This window comes from Mammaliicoccus sp. FSL K6-3158 (genome assembly GCF_038005105.1).
GTDB classification, from domain to species: domain Bacteria; phylum Bacillota; class Bacilli; order Staphylococcales; family Staphylococcaceae; genus Mammaliicoccus; species Mammaliicoccus sciuri.
On sequence record NZ_JBBOSL010000001.1, the window covers coordinates 2,267,181 to 2,282,582 of the forward strand.

At 31.9% G+C, this 15,402-nt stretch carries 17 protein-coding genes; 6 read left to right on the plus strand and 11 right to left on the minus strand.

The genetic code is table 11. The features are described 5' to 3' along the window. Positions 1 to 24: 24 nt before the first annotated feature. Genes MHH94_RS11465 through pepT form a run of 3 tightly spaced genes read left to right on the plus strand, consistent with a single transcriptional unit; the run spans position 25 to position 2,533 of the window. Entirely contained in the window at positions 25 to 792 is a 768-nt protein-coding gene (locus MHH94_RS11465) for a threonine/serine exporter family protein (protein ID WP_037588735.1), read from the plus strand. Positions 793 to 805: 13 nt separating this feature from the next. Further along, positions 806 to 1,270 (plus strand): threonine/serine exporter family protein, encoded by a 465-nt coding sequence (locus MHH94_RS11470; protein ID WP_048539926.1) that lies wholly within the window; start codon positions 806 to 808, stop codon positions 1,268 to 1,270. Between the two features lie 36 nt (positions 1,271 to 1,306). Continuing rightward, entirely contained in the window at positions 1,307 to 2,533 is a 1,227-nt protein-coding gene (gene pepT / locus MHH94_RS11475; protein ID WP_075577739.1) for a peptidase T, read from the plus strand. 49 nt (positions 2,534 to 2,582) lie between these two features. On the opposite strand, the gene MHH94_RS11480 is transcribed toward pepT, so the two are convergent. Both MHH94_RS11480 and ytxJ read right to left on the minus strand, forming a co-directional pair. Next, positions 2,583 to 3,704 carry a glycerate kinase gene (locus MHH94_RS11480; RefSeq protein WP_078355514.1) on the minus strand — a complete coding sequence of 374 codons (1,122 nt, stop codon included), beginning with the start codon at positions 3,702 to 3,704 and terminating at the stop codon, positions 2,583 to 2,585. A gap of 101 nt (positions 3,705 to 3,805) precedes the next feature. Beyond that, positions 3,806 to 4,126, minus strand: coding sequence for a bacillithiol system redox-active protein YtxJ (ytxJ, locus tag MHH94_RS11485; RefSeq protein WP_025905425.1), 321 nt, complete (start codon positions 4,124 to 4,126; stop codon positions 3,806 to 3,808). Positions 4,127 to 4,293: 167 nt separating this feature from the next. Between ytxJ and MHH94_RS11490 the strand changes: the two genes are divergently transcribed. Next, on the plus strand, positions 4,294 to 4,536 hold the full coding sequence (locus MHH94_RS11490; protein WP_227531834.1) for a hypothetical protein: 243 nt from the start codon (positions 4,294 to 4,296) through the stop codon (positions 4,534 to 4,536). 43 nt (positions 4,537 to 4,579) lie between these two features. Here the strand turns inward: MHH94_RS11490 and MHH94_RS11495 are convergent, their stop codons facing one another. Continuing rightward, positions 4,580 to 5,467, minus strand: a complete 888-nt coding sequence (locus MHH94_RS11495) for an EMYY motif lipoprotein (RefSeq protein ID WP_078355513.1) — start codon at positions 5,465 to 5,467, stop codon at positions 4,580 to 4,582. Positions 5,468 to 5,563: 96 nt separating this feature from the next. Between MHH94_RS11495 and MHH94_RS11500 the strand changes: the two genes are divergently transcribed. Next, positions 5,564 to 6,085, plus strand: a complete 522-nt coding sequence (locus MHH94_RS11500; RefSeq protein ID WP_058591620.1) for a GrpB family protein — start codon at positions 5,564 to 5,566, stop codon at positions 6,083 to 6,085. A gap of 69 nt (positions 6,086 to 6,154) precedes the next feature. Then, positions 6,155 to 7,072 (plus strand): UDP-N-acetylmuramate dehydrogenase, encoded by a 918-nt coding sequence (murB, locus tag MHH94_RS11505; protein ID WP_078355512.1) that lies wholly within the window; start codon positions 6,155 to 6,157, stop codon positions 7,070 to 7,072. Between the two features lie 44 nt (positions 7,073 to 7,116). Here murB and MHH94_RS11510 read toward each other — a convergent pair whose 3' ends face one another. The 8 genes from MHH94_RS11510 to nrdI form a co-directional block, all read right to left on the minus strand. Further along, on the minus strand, positions 7,117 to 8,154 hold the full coding sequence (locus tag MHH94_RS11510) for a ferrated catecholamine ABC transporter substrate-binding lipoprotein SstD (protein WP_048539933.1): 1,038 nt from the start codon (positions 8,152 to 8,154) through the stop codon (positions 7,117 to 7,119). A 102-nt stretch (positions 8,155 to 8,256) separates the two neighbouring features. Next, a complete protein-coding gene (locus MHH94_RS11515; RefSeq protein ID WP_058591622.1) occupies positions 8,257 to 9,057 on the minus strand; it encodes an iron ABC transporter ATP-binding protein in 801 nt (266 codons plus the stop codon). Then, the gene (locus MHH94_RS11520; RefSeq protein WP_048539935.1) at positions 9,054 to 10,019 is read right to left on the minus strand and encodes an iron chelate uptake ABC transporter family permease subunit; all 966 of its coding nucleotides are present in this window, start codon (positions 10,017 to 10,019) and stop codon (positions 9,054 to 9,056) included. The genes MHH94_RS11515 and MHH94_RS11520 overlap by 4 nt, the downstream gene beginning before the upstream one ends. Further along, complete coding sequence (locus tag MHH94_RS11525) at positions 10,009 to 10,980, minus strand: ABC transporter permease (protein ID WP_025905417.1); 972 nt, start codon at positions 10,978 to 10,980, stop codon at positions 10,009 to 10,011. Before MHH94_RS11525 ends, MHH94_RS11520 begins: the two co-directional genes overlap by 11 nt. A gap of 125 nt (positions 10,981 to 11,105) precedes the next feature. After that, positions 11,106 to 11,522, minus strand: a complete 417-nt coding sequence (locus tag MHH94_RS11530) for a FixH family protein (protein WP_048539936.1) — start codon at positions 11,520 to 11,522, stop codon at positions 11,106 to 11,108. A gap of 149 nt (positions 11,523 to 11,671) precedes the next feature. Further along, entirely contained in the window at positions 11,672 to 12,643 is a 972-nt protein-coding gene (gene nrdF / locus MHH94_RS11535) for a class 1b ribonucleoside-diphosphate reductase subunit beta (protein WP_048539937.1), read from the minus strand. Positions 12,644 to 12,671: 28 nt separating this feature from the next. Further along, positions 12,672 to 14,777: a class 1b ribonucleoside-diphosphate reductase subunit alpha gene (gene nrdE, locus MHH94_RS11540; RefSeq protein ID WP_048539938.1), complete on the minus strand. Its 2,106-nt coding sequence runs from the start codon at positions 14,775 to 14,777 to the stop codon at positions 12,672 to 12,674. Next, the gene (gene nrdI / locus MHH94_RS11545; protein ID WP_025905413.1) at positions 14,740 to 15,138 is read right to left on the minus strand and encodes a class Ib ribonucleoside-diphosphate reductase assembly flavoprotein NrdI; all 399 of its coding nucleotides are present in this window, start codon (positions 15,136 to 15,138) and stop codon (positions 14,740 to 14,742) included. The genes nrdE and nrdI overlap by 38 nt, the downstream gene beginning before the upstream one ends. Positions 15,139 to 15,402 lie beyond the last annotated feature (264 nt).

Genomic DNA, 15,402 nt, shown 5'->3' on the forward strand with positions numbered 1-15,402 from the left:
TTCAATACGAAACTGGAGGTTACTATGGAAGAGATACAAGACTTCACGATTATAGATGAAAATAAAATCATTGATGTTGTCATGACTGCCGGTCGCATACTTTTAGAAAGTGGCGCTGAAACATATCGAGTTGAAGATACAATGGCAAGAATCGCTACAAGTTATGGCTTAGAAAATACACATAGCTTTGTAACATCTACTGCGATTATATTCTCGCTTAATGACAGAACAAATACACGTCTGATTAGAATAGATGAACGTACAACAGATTTAGAGAAGATTTCTTTAACGAATCAAATATCACGTAAGATAGCTAACAATGAACTAACGATAGATGAAGCTAAATCAGAGCTGATCCATTTACATCATGCTTCATTACAATTTCCATTTTGGTTAAAAGTATTAGCTGCAGCGATAGCATCAGCCTGTTTTTTACCTATGTTTGGTGGTAAACAAGCTGAAGTCATCCCTTCATTCATTGCGGGTGGTGTAGGATATTTAACGATGTCCCTTGTCCATAACACGATTAGAATTAAATTCTTCACAGAGTTTATAAGTTCATTAATTATTGCTACAATCGCAACGATTAGTGTGAATTTCTTTATAGGCGTTAATTTAAGCTTAATTACAATCGCTTCTGTTATGCCACTTGTACCAGGTGTCTTGATTACAAATGCAATCAGAGACTTAATGGCAGGACAGTTGCTTGCAGGTATATCTAAAGGTGTAGAAGCGGCACTTACGGCATTTGCTATTGGTGCTGGTGTTGCTATCGTATTATTACTTAGTTAAGGAGGTGCTTTAAATGTTAGATTATATATATCAAATTTTGTTAAGTTTTACCGCAACGTTGTTTTTCTCTGTCATTTTTAATGCACCTAAGAGACTATTAATAGCATGTGGTATTGTTGGTGCGATGGGCTGGATGATTTATACCATTTCGTTAGACTTTGGCATCGATAAAGTACAAGCATCATTCTATGGTAGCTTTGCCTTAGCGTTAATGAGTCATATTATGAGTCGCTATTACAAACGTCCAATGATTATCTTTATAGTTGCCGGTATTATCCCTCTCGTTCCTGGAGGCTTAGCATATGATGCAACTAAAAACTTAGTTATCAACAATTATGATGTTGCAATTAATACAACACTACAAGCGACACTCATTTCTGGTGCAATCGCGTTTGGTATTTTATGTTCTGAAATCATTTTCCAAATCTATGTCAGAACAAAGCATTCTTTTGCTTCTAAGAAACAAAAAAGCGTATAATAAATAACGTAAATAGATGTAAAGGGAGCGAGCAATTTGAAACAACGTCTAATTGATCGATTAACAAGATATGTAAAAGTAGATACACAAGCTGATGCAGCAAGTGAAAGTACGCCATCTACTGAAAAGCAATGGGATTTAATCCATATGCTTGAAGAAGAAATTAAAGCATTAAATCTTGAAGTTGACGTAGATGATAAAGGGTATTTAATGGCCACTTTACCGTCAAATACAGATAAGGATGTACCTACTATAGGGTTATTGGCACATATTGATACGTCTCCAGATTACCATGCATCAAATGTTAATCCTGTTATTGTAGAACAATATAACGGAGAAAATATTACATTAGGTAATACAGACAAAGTATTAAGCACGAAGACTTTCCCACAACTTGAAAAAGTAATTGGTCATACATTAATGACAACAGACGGTACAACTTTACTAGGTGCTGATGATAAAGCCGGTGTCGTTGAGATTATGGAAGCGATTATTTACTTATTAGAACATCCTGAAATTAAACACGGCAAGATTAGATTCAGCTTTACACCAGATGAAGAAATTGGTAGAGGACCACATCATTTCGATGTTGAACGATTTAACGCTGATTTTGCTTATACTTTAGATGGTAGCTTAGAAGGCGAATTACAATACGAAAGCTTTAATGCGGCTTCTGCAGTCGTTGAAGTTAACGGCGTAAACGTACATCCAGGTTCAGCGAAGGATGTTATGGTTAATGCTAATACTTTAGCAATGGCATTTAATGATCAATTGCCTAGTGATGAAGTACCTGAACATACTGAAGGTTATGAGGGCTTCTATCATTTATCTGACATGACAGGTACTGTTGAGAAAGCAACGCTACAATATATTATTCGTGATCATGATAAAGCACAGTTCGAACGTAGAAAAAATCATTTATTAGATATCGCAAAAGTATTAAATCATAAATATGATCAAGAACTGATAACTGTAACAATCAAAGATCAGTATTACAATATGGGTGAAAAAATCAAGCCACAACCTGAACTTGTGAACATACCTGAAAAAGTTATTGAATCATTAGGTATGACACCTATTATTGAACCTATTAGAGGTGGTACAGACGGTTCACAACTCTCATTCATGGGATTACCAACACCTAATTTATTTACAGGTGGCGCAAACTTCCACGGACCGTATGAGTATGCTTCCATAGATGTTATGGAAAAAGCTGTACATACGATAGTAGGTATCGTATCAGAATTTGAACAACAGTCTTAAAACAACATATAAGAGCCTGAGACAAATACAGTGTCTCAGGCTCTTATTTTTATATATTAGCTTTTAATAATCTTAGCGATTGTGTTGTTAAATGTCTTAAAGCTATACCTAATTCTAAATCACTCATTGAATATTGATCTTTATTAAATACTTTATACATAGCTGTTACATCTTGTTCCAAGTATTGATCAAACTTTTCATCTGTTGCGCATATCGCAATATTGACTTTTTGATATTTGTTACAAAGTTCAGCAATTCTTACAGACGTCGTCTCTAGCAATTGTTGATTAGGTTTCAAACCTTCACCGAATACGATTAAGTCAGCTTGTTCAATCAACTTATCTAAATAAGTAAGCTCATTTACAACATCTCCACCTGTAACAAGTTGTGCGTCCCATAGACAATTAAACAAGGCAGCTAAGCCACTTCCTGAGCCACCACGTTCTTCTTTACCTAATAAGATTCTATGTTGGCTCTTAAATAGTTCACTAATATACCATAAAGCATTATCAATTGATACAGCATCTTCAATAGCAATTTGATTGCTTGCTTGCTCTTTCATGATACGACTATTCTTACCATAATACTTTGATTCAAAGTCTGTTATCACTTTGATATTTTTATCTTTTAACCTTTTATCTAAATCATATAAATCAATTGTTCTTATATATTTAATCTGTTTTGCACCTTGGCTAACATCTATAAAACTACCTTCAGCATCAAAGAATTTAGCTCCTAATGCTTGTAACATACCAAGTCCACCATCGTAACTTGCGACATCACCGACTGAAATTAATATCTCATTACTGTCTTCATTCAGCGCTTCTAAAATCACTTCTCCTAGTCCAAATGAAGACGTTTCAAGTGGTTTAATAATATCCTCACTTGAAGTTAAAACATTACCCGCTTCAATGACAATGATATCTTTCTCTGTTACAACATATGAAGACGACTTTGGTCTCATATATGCGTCATGATGATCCACTGAATATTTAGTGCCAGATTGCCATAATAATACTGAATCTATAACTTCCCTTTGACCATTAAATAATGGGACTTGTACTATGTCTGCTTCATTAAATTGAGACTTTATTGCTTCTTCGACAAATCGATTTGCATGGTAACTAGATAAAATACTATCAAACTCATCCATCGCAACTAATACTCTCATAATTTTCACCTCATGCTTTTTATCTTAATTCATTATACTGTTTTTTACTTCAATTAACAAAAAAACAAACAGTCCAATCAGACTGTTTGCATATGTTTCACTTACTCTTCTGCTTTCGATAAACTTGCGACTGTGATATTTTCATGATCTGCATCCCATTCAGCATTACCATTAACAAAGTAAAATGCTTGTGGTGATTCATGTTTGATTCCAGTTTTATCGGCTATATAATCAGACAATTCTCTTTCTTCTTGAACAATTAAGTAATAACCATCCATATCTCTTTCATATAAGAATTTGTTAAATTGATCATATGCACTTGCTGAAATAGGACAAGTACTGCTATGTTTCATAACAAATACGTTTGGATTATCATTGAGTACTTTTTCAAATTGATCGATGGAAGTTAATTTCACGACCATTTTAATTCACCTCTATCATAATTTAACCAATACAATTGAACACTATATCATTTATCCATTTATATGGCAAATTCTATTTTTAATAATTATCTTTATTATCTTTACCCGCAATCTATAATATTAACCACAAGACAATTTTGGTATACTTGTTAATATATATTAAGGAGGTGCGAAATTTGTCCAAAAATACTTCACCCGTACTTATTAAAAGATGGGGTATGATTGATACGATCAATGCATGTTTACTTATTATTTCTGTCTTATTTTTATTTGATTTTAAAAACCAACCTGCATTATCGTATATTCTTGTAATAGCATTTTCTATATGGTTTATTTCACTTATAGGTAAAAATATATATTTATCAAAGCGCAACAAAGACAACCCTAAAGATACAATTGATAAGCAATAAAATAAAACACACCGATTACATAAAACAATGTATTTGGTGTGTTTTACTTATCTAATCTATCTATCGCTTTGTTGTACTTTTCATCTTTACCTAAGTAACTAAATTGAGAACTTACGCCATTTTGTACTTGGACTTTTTGAAGTTTATCTTCTATAAGAATACCTTTTTTACGTTCTTTATAGTAATTAATTAAAGTATAATACACTTCTATTTGAGCTTGTCTCATCTGATTAACACGTTTAGATGAAATATTCGTTTGATTCAGTGATTTAATATTTTTAGAAAATAATGGGATAATATCTTTCTCAATATAGTCCGCTCTATCTTGCACGTTTTGAGTATCATTTAAATATTTAGCTTTCGTACTTAATTCTTCACTATTCTTATCAATAACAGAAACAAGTGCATCATAATCTTCTTTATCATCAGGATTATTTTTAGCTAATTTAGCATTTTTCTCTGCATCAGATTTGTTCTGTTCAAATACATCTGTATAGTCTAATATTTTCTCATTAGATTGGATGGATTGTTTAAATAATGAAATGTACTCATTTAATTCTTCTAATGTTTTTTCTTTCTTTTCTATATTACTCATGTAAATATCATGAGCATCTTGAACCTCATTTGTGCTTACATTTATATTATGAGCTTGCTTACTAAGATCTTTAACTTCAGGTATAATTTGCTTGTCGATTTTATCTTGAAGTTCATTCAATTCTTTACGTTTTTCAACTGTTACTTCCGTACCAATAAGTTGATCTAACTGATTTAATCTTAATTTATCTATATCTTTAAGAATTGAATTCTCTTTTTTATAAATAGGTTTCATTTCCCTTTTATACTTTTGAAGATCTGAATGTAATTCGTTACCACAAGCTGCAATAATTAAAACAAGAACAAATATCATTAAATAAAATAATTTAATTTTCATCATTGCACCCCTGTTTCACTTGTATTATACATAATTTCATGGATAATGAAAATGTTATATAGTATATTCATGCATGGATTTTAGAAAGGAGCTATTATGCTTAAACTTCCACAACCCTTTATTCAATTACAATCATCAGATGATTTTAAACTAAATTTTGAAAGTATTCAACAATTATTAATACATTTGCTTGATACGCCAGTGATAGATGTATTCCATATCGGTGGTACGAAACAAACACAATATGTTACAGAACCTATCGTAGATGTACTTGTTACGGTAAAATCACTTCACGATATTACAAGCCTCGATGAAAAAAGACTCAATTATCACCGCATATATCGATTACATAATGGTTACAATAAAAAAGTCATGATGGCTCAATTCCAAGACATGATAAGCTTAAAGCAAATAGCACGTTTACATATTGTTGAACAAAACAATCAAATGTTATATGATTATTTAACTGTAGAGTCACTTTTAACAAATGATACAGATGTCATACAAACATTTGAATCCTTTAAGAAAGCTGCTTTACTTGAAGCAAATAGTATAAAAGATTACGAAGCTCAAAAACAAAAATGGTTTCAACAACTTGTTCAAAAACATAAAAAATAACCCATTCGCTTAAGATGATAAATCTTGATATAATAATGTGAGAGCATAATACAGAAAGGACGTCGTGCGTTGGAGAATCATACAATTTTGGAGGAGCTTTCTAACTTTCTCCCAAAATCCCTTATAAAAGTAAATGAGCCACTTAAAAAATACACTTTCACAAAAACTGGTGGCAATGCAGATTTCTACTTATCACCTACTTCATATACAGAAGTACAAAAGATAATAGAATTTGCTTATAACAATCAAATTCCACTTACATTTTTGGGGAATGGTTCTAATATTATCATCCGTGATGGTGGTATAAGAGGAATTGTTATAAGCTTATTACAATTCAATCAAATAACGGTGAAAAATCAATCCATTACATGTGGAAGCGGTGCAGCAATTATTGATGTTTCAAGACGTGCTAGAGATCACCATTTAACTGGTTTAGAATTTGCCTGTGGTATACCTGGATCTGTCGGTGGCGCAGTATATATGAACGCTGGTGCATATGGCGGTGAAATCAAAGGTTGTATCGACCATATTAAAGCAGTAGATGATACTGGTCAGTTACATATCATTAAAGGTGAAGACTTAGAATTGGACTATCGTACAAGTATCGTTCAACGTAAACACCTAGTCGTACTAGAAGCAACTTTTAAATTACAAGATGGAGATATTACATCTATTCAAGCAACAATGGATGATCTTACACAACGTCGTGAAGATAAACAACCTTTAGAATACCCTTCATGCGGAAGCGTGTTCCAAAGACCACCAAATCACTTCGCAGGTAAACTTATTCAAGACGCTGAATTACAAGGGCATAGAATAGGTGGTGTAGAAGTTTCTACTAAACATGCTGGATTTATCGTTAATGTTGATAACGGAACAGCTACAGACTATGAGAACATCATTAAACACGTTCAAAAAGTCGTTAAAGAGAAATTTGATGTGGAACTCAAAAGAGAAGTTAGAATCATTGGAGAACCTTTAGAATAAGAGAAAAAGCATGGGACACCACGTCCCATGCTTTTCTTATGTTATTATTCTAAACCTTTAATAACTTCGTCTACTTGTTTTTCAGTTGTTCTTACGCCACCTGAAGCTAAGTACCATAATTGTGCATCTACATTAACAACTTTGTCGTTCTTAACTGCATCTACATCTTTAATTACGTCATTTGATAATGCTTTCTTAGCAGTTGATTTACCACCGATTGCTTGACCTCTGTCCATAGCATAGATGATTCCAGGGTTTTTCTCAGTGATATATTCATAACTTACTGGTTGTCCGTGACCGCTTGCTTTAATATCTTTATCTACTGGTGTAACACCTAATACATCAAAGATTAAGCTACCAAATCTAGCACCTGGACCGTATGTAGATAATTCACCTTCGTTAACTAATAAGTACATTGCTTTGTCGTCTGATTTTTTAGCTTTATCTTTAGCAGATTTCACTTTTTTATCTAAATCAGCGTTTAATTCTTTTGCTTTGCTTTCTTTGTCGAAGATTTTACCTAAGTTAGTTGTGTTTTCTTCTACTGATTCTAAGTAATTGTTATCATCTGCACCAACATATAAACGTGCTGCATCTGGTGCTGCTTTTTTCAATTCATCTTGTACTTCAGTTCCAGCTGTACGACCAGAGAATAAGATTAAGTCTGGTTGAACTTCTGCTACTTTATCATAGTTTACTTCTTTAACTGAACCAGTGTTTACAATGTCGTCGCCTTTAAATGCATCTAAGAATTTTGGTAATGATGCGCCACCTTCACCTTTTGGTACACCTTTAACTGCATCTTTAGCACCTAAAGCTTCAATTGTATCTAAAGCACCGTAGTCTAATACAACAACTTTTTTAGGGTTAACAGGTACTTTAACTTTATCTTCTACAGTTTTTGAATCACTGCCATCTTTCTTTTCACCACGAATTTGATATTTCGATTGGATTTCTACTGTTTTAGACTCACTCTTAGTATCACCTTTTGATGATTTTTCTTTACTACTTGAATTACTTCCACATGCTACAAGTACAACTGATAATACTGCAATTAAAATAAAACTGAAAACTTTTTTCATTATCGATGTCTCTCCTTCAAATATTATGATAAATTATGCGTCCAAAACCCTATTGCCCAACAAATTACAAACATCACTCCTTTCAATGTGATATCAATTTTGCTATATAGCTAATGTTTTAATTTCTTCTTCTTCGATGTATTCATCATCAAAATAGACACAAATACGTTGACCATTAATTTCTTGAATTTTAATTTCTAAGTCATAAATGTCACGTAATACATCCTCACAAATAACATCGTTTTTAATACCGGCGATTTCAACTTTACCTTCTTTGATCGCGATAATTCTATCTGAATAGCATGAAGCAAAATTAATATCATGTATAACGATTACGATTGTCTTGTTCATTTCTTTCACAAGTCTTCTTAAGATTTTCATAATCTGTACAGAATGTTTCATATCTAGATTGTTCAATGGTTCATCTAATAGAATGTATTCTGTATCTTGAGCTATCGTCATCGCGATATAAGCTCTTTGTCTTTGACCACCTGATAGCTCACTTAAATATTTATCTTGAATTTCAGTGAGTCCTAAATAATCTAGCGCTTTATCAATCATATCTTGATCTTCTTTTTTTAATTTACCTTTTGAATATGGAAATCTTCCGAAACTCACGAGTTGTCTTACTGAAATTTTAAGTTCTGTATGATTAGTTTGTTTTAAAATTGCTAGTTTCTTAGCAAGTTCATTGCTTTTCATTGAAGCGATATCTTGATCGTCTATCGTGATTTTACCGTTATCTTTATCAATTAAGCGGCTGACCATCGCTAAGACCGTACTTTTACCTGCCCCGTTTGGACCAATGAATGATGTGATTTTCCCTTTTTCAATTTCTATATCGACTTCATCAACAACTTTATGATGATGATAAGCTTTTGTTAATCCTTCGACTTTAATCATGCTACATTACGCTCCTTTAAAATTAAGAATATAAAGTAAATGCCACCTATAAAGTTAATCATGATGCTAATTTCTGTATTACCTTCAAACAAGTGCTCCACGACCCATTGACCTAAAAATAAGCTGATCCAACTGATGAGTATTGAAGCCGGTAATATGTATTTATGTTCGAATTCTTTGATGAATTCATGTGCTAAATTCACGACAAGTAGACCTAAAAATGTAATGGGTCCAACAAGTGCTGTTGAAATTGTGACAAGTAGTGCAACCATAACCATTAACCATCTCGTCACATTTGTATAATTAACACCAAGGTTAATAGCTTGGTCTCTTCCTAAAGACAATACATCTAAGTAGTTCTTTATCTTAAAAGCAATGAATATCATAATTAATAAAACAATGCCTGATATTGTAAGTAAACCTTCATTTATTGCTCCAAAGCTTGCGAACATTGCACTTTGTATAGATAAGAATTCTTCAGGATCTATCATCATTTCAATAAAACTAGATAAACTTGAGAAGAATGTTCCAAAAACAATACCTAGTAATAATATGAAGAAGACATTTTGATCTTTAGACCTAAACAATATTTGGAATAAGAATAAACTAAATAGAATCATACCAACCAATGTAATCAAAAAGTTAAGATGATTATTGAGTACGACAGTCGATGTTGAACCAAATAAAAATATTAAAGACGTTTTAATAAACATATAGACTGCATCTAAACCAATGATGGATGGTGTTAAAATTCTATTATTCGTGATTGTTTGGAAAATAACTGTTGAAACTGCAATACTGCCACCTACTAATAGCATTGCAATAACTTTTCTAACACGTCCGGTTAATTGATACGCCAATATATTAGGATTAATGTTATAAAGTAAATAAAGTGCTGCAATTAATAGCGTTAACACAGATAAAAGGATTAATTTATGTATAGGGGTTAATTTATTGAGCATTTCTTGAACGTCCTTTCATCAGCAATACTATAAATATGAAACTACCAATCACACCAATTGTTAAACCAATTGTAATTTCATAAGGGAATATAATTAATCGACCTATTACATCACAAATCATGACAAACAATGCACCAAATACAGCTGTATGTGGCAATGCATTTTTTAAATGATCTCCTCTGAATATTGAAACTAAGTTAGGAATAATTAAACCTAAGAATGGCATCATACCAACTGTTACAACAACAAGTGCCGTAATGATTGAGGCAATGATCAGTCCGATATTGACGACTTTTTGATAATTAAGTCCTAAATTCACACTAAAATCTTTACCCATACCAGCAATCGTAAATTGATTCGCAAATATAAATGCTAAAATCAATAACGGAATACTAATATAAAGAATTTCATATCTACCGCTTGTAATAATTGAGAAATTACCTTGCATAAAATTACCAATACTTTGTACAGCATTTGTACGTAATGCAACAAAAGAAGAAAAACTTGACACTATGTTTCCGAGCATAATACCAACTAATGGTATAAAAATAACATCTTTAAATTGAATTCTACGGAGAATTTGCATGAATAGCATTGTTCCAAATAAACTTAATAATGTAGCAAATAATAATTTAAGTAGTATGTTGGCTTCTGGAAAAGCGATAAGAGAAATTAATATACCTAATCTGGCCCAATCCATTGTCCCTGCAGTTGTTGGAGAAACGAATTTATTTCTTGTAAGCTGTTGCATAATCAGTCCACAAATAGCTAACGAGCTACCTGAGATAATAATACTGACTGTTCTCGGAATTCTACTTGATACTAAAATGTTCTTCTGTTCGTCTGTTAAATTTAATATATGTAATGGTTTTACTTCTGAAACACCTATAAATATAGAGAAGAACGTTGCAATTACTAATAAAATAATCAAAACATCTAAACGCATTAAAAACTTTCCCATTTCACACCCTACTTCTTTTTAGTTGATAACGATTATCATTATCTCTATTGTAATGAAGAGTATGGGTAAATGCAATGCCATTTAAAAAAAGAGTGATGGAATTAAATTCCACCACTCTTTTATAATTATTTTATATTAATATCTTTATTTGGCATTGTATGTTGATCTCTAGCAGTAACGTGACTTGTTATATTATATTGACCCGCATCTTTAAATTTATATTTTAAAGTATATACCCCATCTTTGTTTTCTTTAACTTTTTTCATTTCTGAAGATTTTTTGTCCCCATCTTTAACGATTTCAAACATCACCTCATCTGCATCTTTCACTTTTTCATCACCAAGTGTCACTTTTGCAGAAAGTTCTACTTCTTCACCTCTTTTAGCTTCTTTAGGTACATCTAAAGCCACTTCTAAAGCTTGAGGTTTATCAGAAGACTTATGCTCTGAATGTTGATGCTCATCCTCTTTTTTGTCATTTCCACATGCAGCTAGAACAGAAATAACTAATACTGTTAATACCCCTAGTAATATTCTTTTCATGAATATAACCCACCTTTCAATATATTAACTTCATTATAAACAATAAATATCACATAAATTACCATAAATATTGAAAAATATGTTAACTTTTTAATTACACAATAAAAAGAGCCTAGAACAAAATGTATGTCCTAGACTCTTTTAATATTTTACTTTTCATCAAAGATGAAGTCTTCATCTTTAAGTGCTTCTACATTTAATGCTAGTACATAACCGTCACCTTTAACACTGAAGAAGTCATGGTTTTTAGTACTTGTATTTAATGCATTTTCAATGATAGGGTTGAACGCTTTTTCTTCATAATATGGTTCAAATCCTAAATTAGCTAATGCTTTATTTGCATTATATGTTACGTAGTTCATAACATCATTTGTTAATCCTATTTCATCATATAATGTTTTTGTATATTCGTATTCATTTTTGTATAGTAAATCAAGCATACGATACATTTCTCTATCCGCTTTAATTTGTTCATCTTGTGATAATTCATTTTTTAAACTTTGTGCATCTAGTCCTGTAAACACACCATGGATAGATTCATCTAGTAAAATTTTACGGATGATTTCTCCTGAAGTTGTCATACGGCCTTGTCCAGCTAAATATAATGGATAGTAGAAACCAGAGTAGAATAAGAATGTTTCTAAGAACACACTTGATACTCTTGCCATGTATTGATCATAAATGGAAGCTTCTTTACCCCATAATTTATGATAATTACCTACAATCATTTCTGATTTATATTTCAAGTGTGGTTCTTCAACAACCCACTTATCTAATAATTCATTTGTTTCACTAGATGGTAATAGTGTCGTGAATATATGTGAATAACTTTTCGCATGTATTTGTTCCATCATACCCATAAATGAATACACTGCTTTTTTACGTAAGTCTTTCGTATGCATCATGATTAAAGGCATGCCATCATCAGCTTGATGTGTATCTAATCCAGTAAGACCAGCTAACGCCTTTTTAAAAGCATTTCTTTCAGGTTCTGTTAATGTTTCCCAACTTGCTATATCTTTAGATACTTTAAATTCTGACTCAACCCACATTTGTGAGATGTTTTGACGCCAAAACATATTCGTCATATCTTCTTGTGTATTCCAGTTTACTGCCTTCATGTTAGATCTCCTATCTTAATTAAATTGATTAGATTGCGCAACTTGTACATTCTTCAACGCTTAATAATTTATTTCGTGTATAGTAAAGTGATTTTAAGCCTTTATGGTGAGCATATACGTATAATCTTGAAAGTTCACGTGTTGAAATCTCTGAATTTACATATAAAATTGTAGAAATACCTTGGTCCACATGCTCTTGAATCGTTGCAATTAAATCAATTAATTTCATTTGATCTGTATTAAATGCTGATTTGTAATACCACATTGTTTCAGGCGATAAGAATGGCATTGGGTAAAATGTTTCTGCATTACCATATGTTCTTCTTTCAATTTGATCGACAATAGGCATAACAGAACTTGTAGCATTTTGTACATATGAAATACTTTGAGTTGGTGCAATAGCAAGCCTATATGCATGGTATAAACCATTTTCTTTAACAGCTTCTGCTAATGCTTTCCAATCTTCAGCAGTTGGAATATCGAAACCTTCAAATAATGCTGCAACATTATCATATTCAGGTTTAATATCTTGTTGTATATATTTTTCAAAGTATTTACCTGAAGCGTAATCAGATTTGTCGAAATCTACATATGTTTCGTGTCTTTCTTTCGCAATTTCCATTGAACGTTCAATAGAATAGTAATTCATCATCATAAAGAAGACATTTGCGAAGTCTTTAGCTTGCTCTGATTCATAACCAATTTTATTTTTAGCTAAGAAACCATGTAAGTTCATAACACCTAAACCTACAGAATGTAATTCATTATTTGCTTTTCTTACACCTGGTGCATTTTTAATGTCTGTATCATCAGATACAACTGTTAAAGCATCCATACCAATATGTACAGAATCACGGAATTTCTTAGATTCCATGACGTTTACAATATTTAATGAACCTAAGTTACAAGAAATATCACGTTTGATTTCATCTTCAGTTCCATAATCGTTAATAATTGACGTTTCTTGTAATTGGAATATTTCTGTACATAAGTTACTCATTTTAATTTGTCCGATATTAGAGTTAGGATGTACTTTATTCGCATTATCTTTAAACATCAAATAAGGATAACCTGATTGCAATTGCGTTTGAGCAATTGTATTTAACATATCACGTGCATCTTTAGCTTTTTTAATGATATTAGGATTTGCTACAAGTTCGTCATAATATTCATCAAGATTAATATCATCAAGTGTCACACCATATTCGCGTTCAACAGTATGTGGAGCGAACATATAGAAATCTTTACCTTCTTTAGCTAAATCAAAGAATTTAGATGGCACGATTAAACCAGTAGAAATAGTAGATAATCTAATATCTTCATCTGCGTTCACTTTTTTAGTATCTAAAAATTCTAATACATCATAATGGAAGATGTTTAAGTATACTGCACCGGCACCTGGTCTTTGACCAAGTTGATCAGCATAACTAAAGCCACCTTCAAGTGATTTAGCAACTGGTAATACACCCTTAGCGACACCTTTAATGCCTTTAATAGCTTCACCACGTGCACGCAATTTAGATAAGTTGATTGCGACACCGCCACCGATTTTACTCAATTGTTTAGCTGTTGAATCTATAAAGTTAATTGAATTTAAGCTATCATCAACTTCTAATAGGAAACAACTTACTAACTCACCACGTCTAGCTCTACCAGCATTTAAGAATGTTGGTGTTGCAGGTTGGATACGTTGTTCAATCATACCTGCAACAAATTGTTTAGCTTGTTCTACATTACCTTTAGCTAAATATAGAGAAACAATAATAACGTGTTCTTTATATGTTTCAAGGTATTCTGATTTGTCATTAGTCTTCAAAGCATAATCTTTGAAGAACTTACTAGCTGACATGTAACTTGCAAATTGAAAAGGAATTGAATCTGCAAACTGGTTAATCTCTTTTAATGATGACTCACTGTATTCTTTAAATAAGTCATAATAAAAGTCTTGTTCAACTAAAAAGTGTAAACGTTCAATAGGATCATTGAATTGAATTGTTTTTTCTGCAATTTCTTCTAAGTATACTTCTAATGCTTCTTGATCTTTTTCAATATCGAAAAAGCCGTCTTCTCTTCTCTTTGTTACCTTATTGTTTAATTCAATATGATTTTTCTTTTGTTTGTTTATCATTTTCATAGAGATTAACCACCTTTTCTTTAAATTCATCTGCTATTGCTTGGTTACCGTGTAACTCAAATTTCATCAATAAAGGGACATGATATTGATTCGCGATTTCTTCACTAGCTTTCGCGAAATTCTGTCCCCAATTTCTATTTCCACTACCTGCTACTGCTTTAAGATTATGATGATTCACTTTCAAAAAATCTTGTACAGTATCAGGTACTTGGCCAAATCCAATTGTACCTGTAACCATTATAAATGGTTCATTTATTTCATTTGTCTTGTTTGCCTCAGTGAGAGCCATTGTGTCAGACAATCCTGCTCTCTGTATGAACCGTCGTACATTACCAGTTAAAGAGTAATAAATTATCTTCATAAACTTTCACCTACCACATGTAAATGCCTATGCAACTGTATAAATGAAATAAAAAATACAAAAAAATGAACACTTTATTCATTTTTATTTCAAATGCACAAAACACAAGATATAGTGTTATGTTTTATAAGCACATACTATATTATGTGATTCATTATAACACTTTAAATGATTCATAACACTTATAATACCTTATTATTTTTAAAAAAATAGGGTTGACTTTCTCTCTATTTCGACTAAGCGTTGCTATATCAACATTTGAAA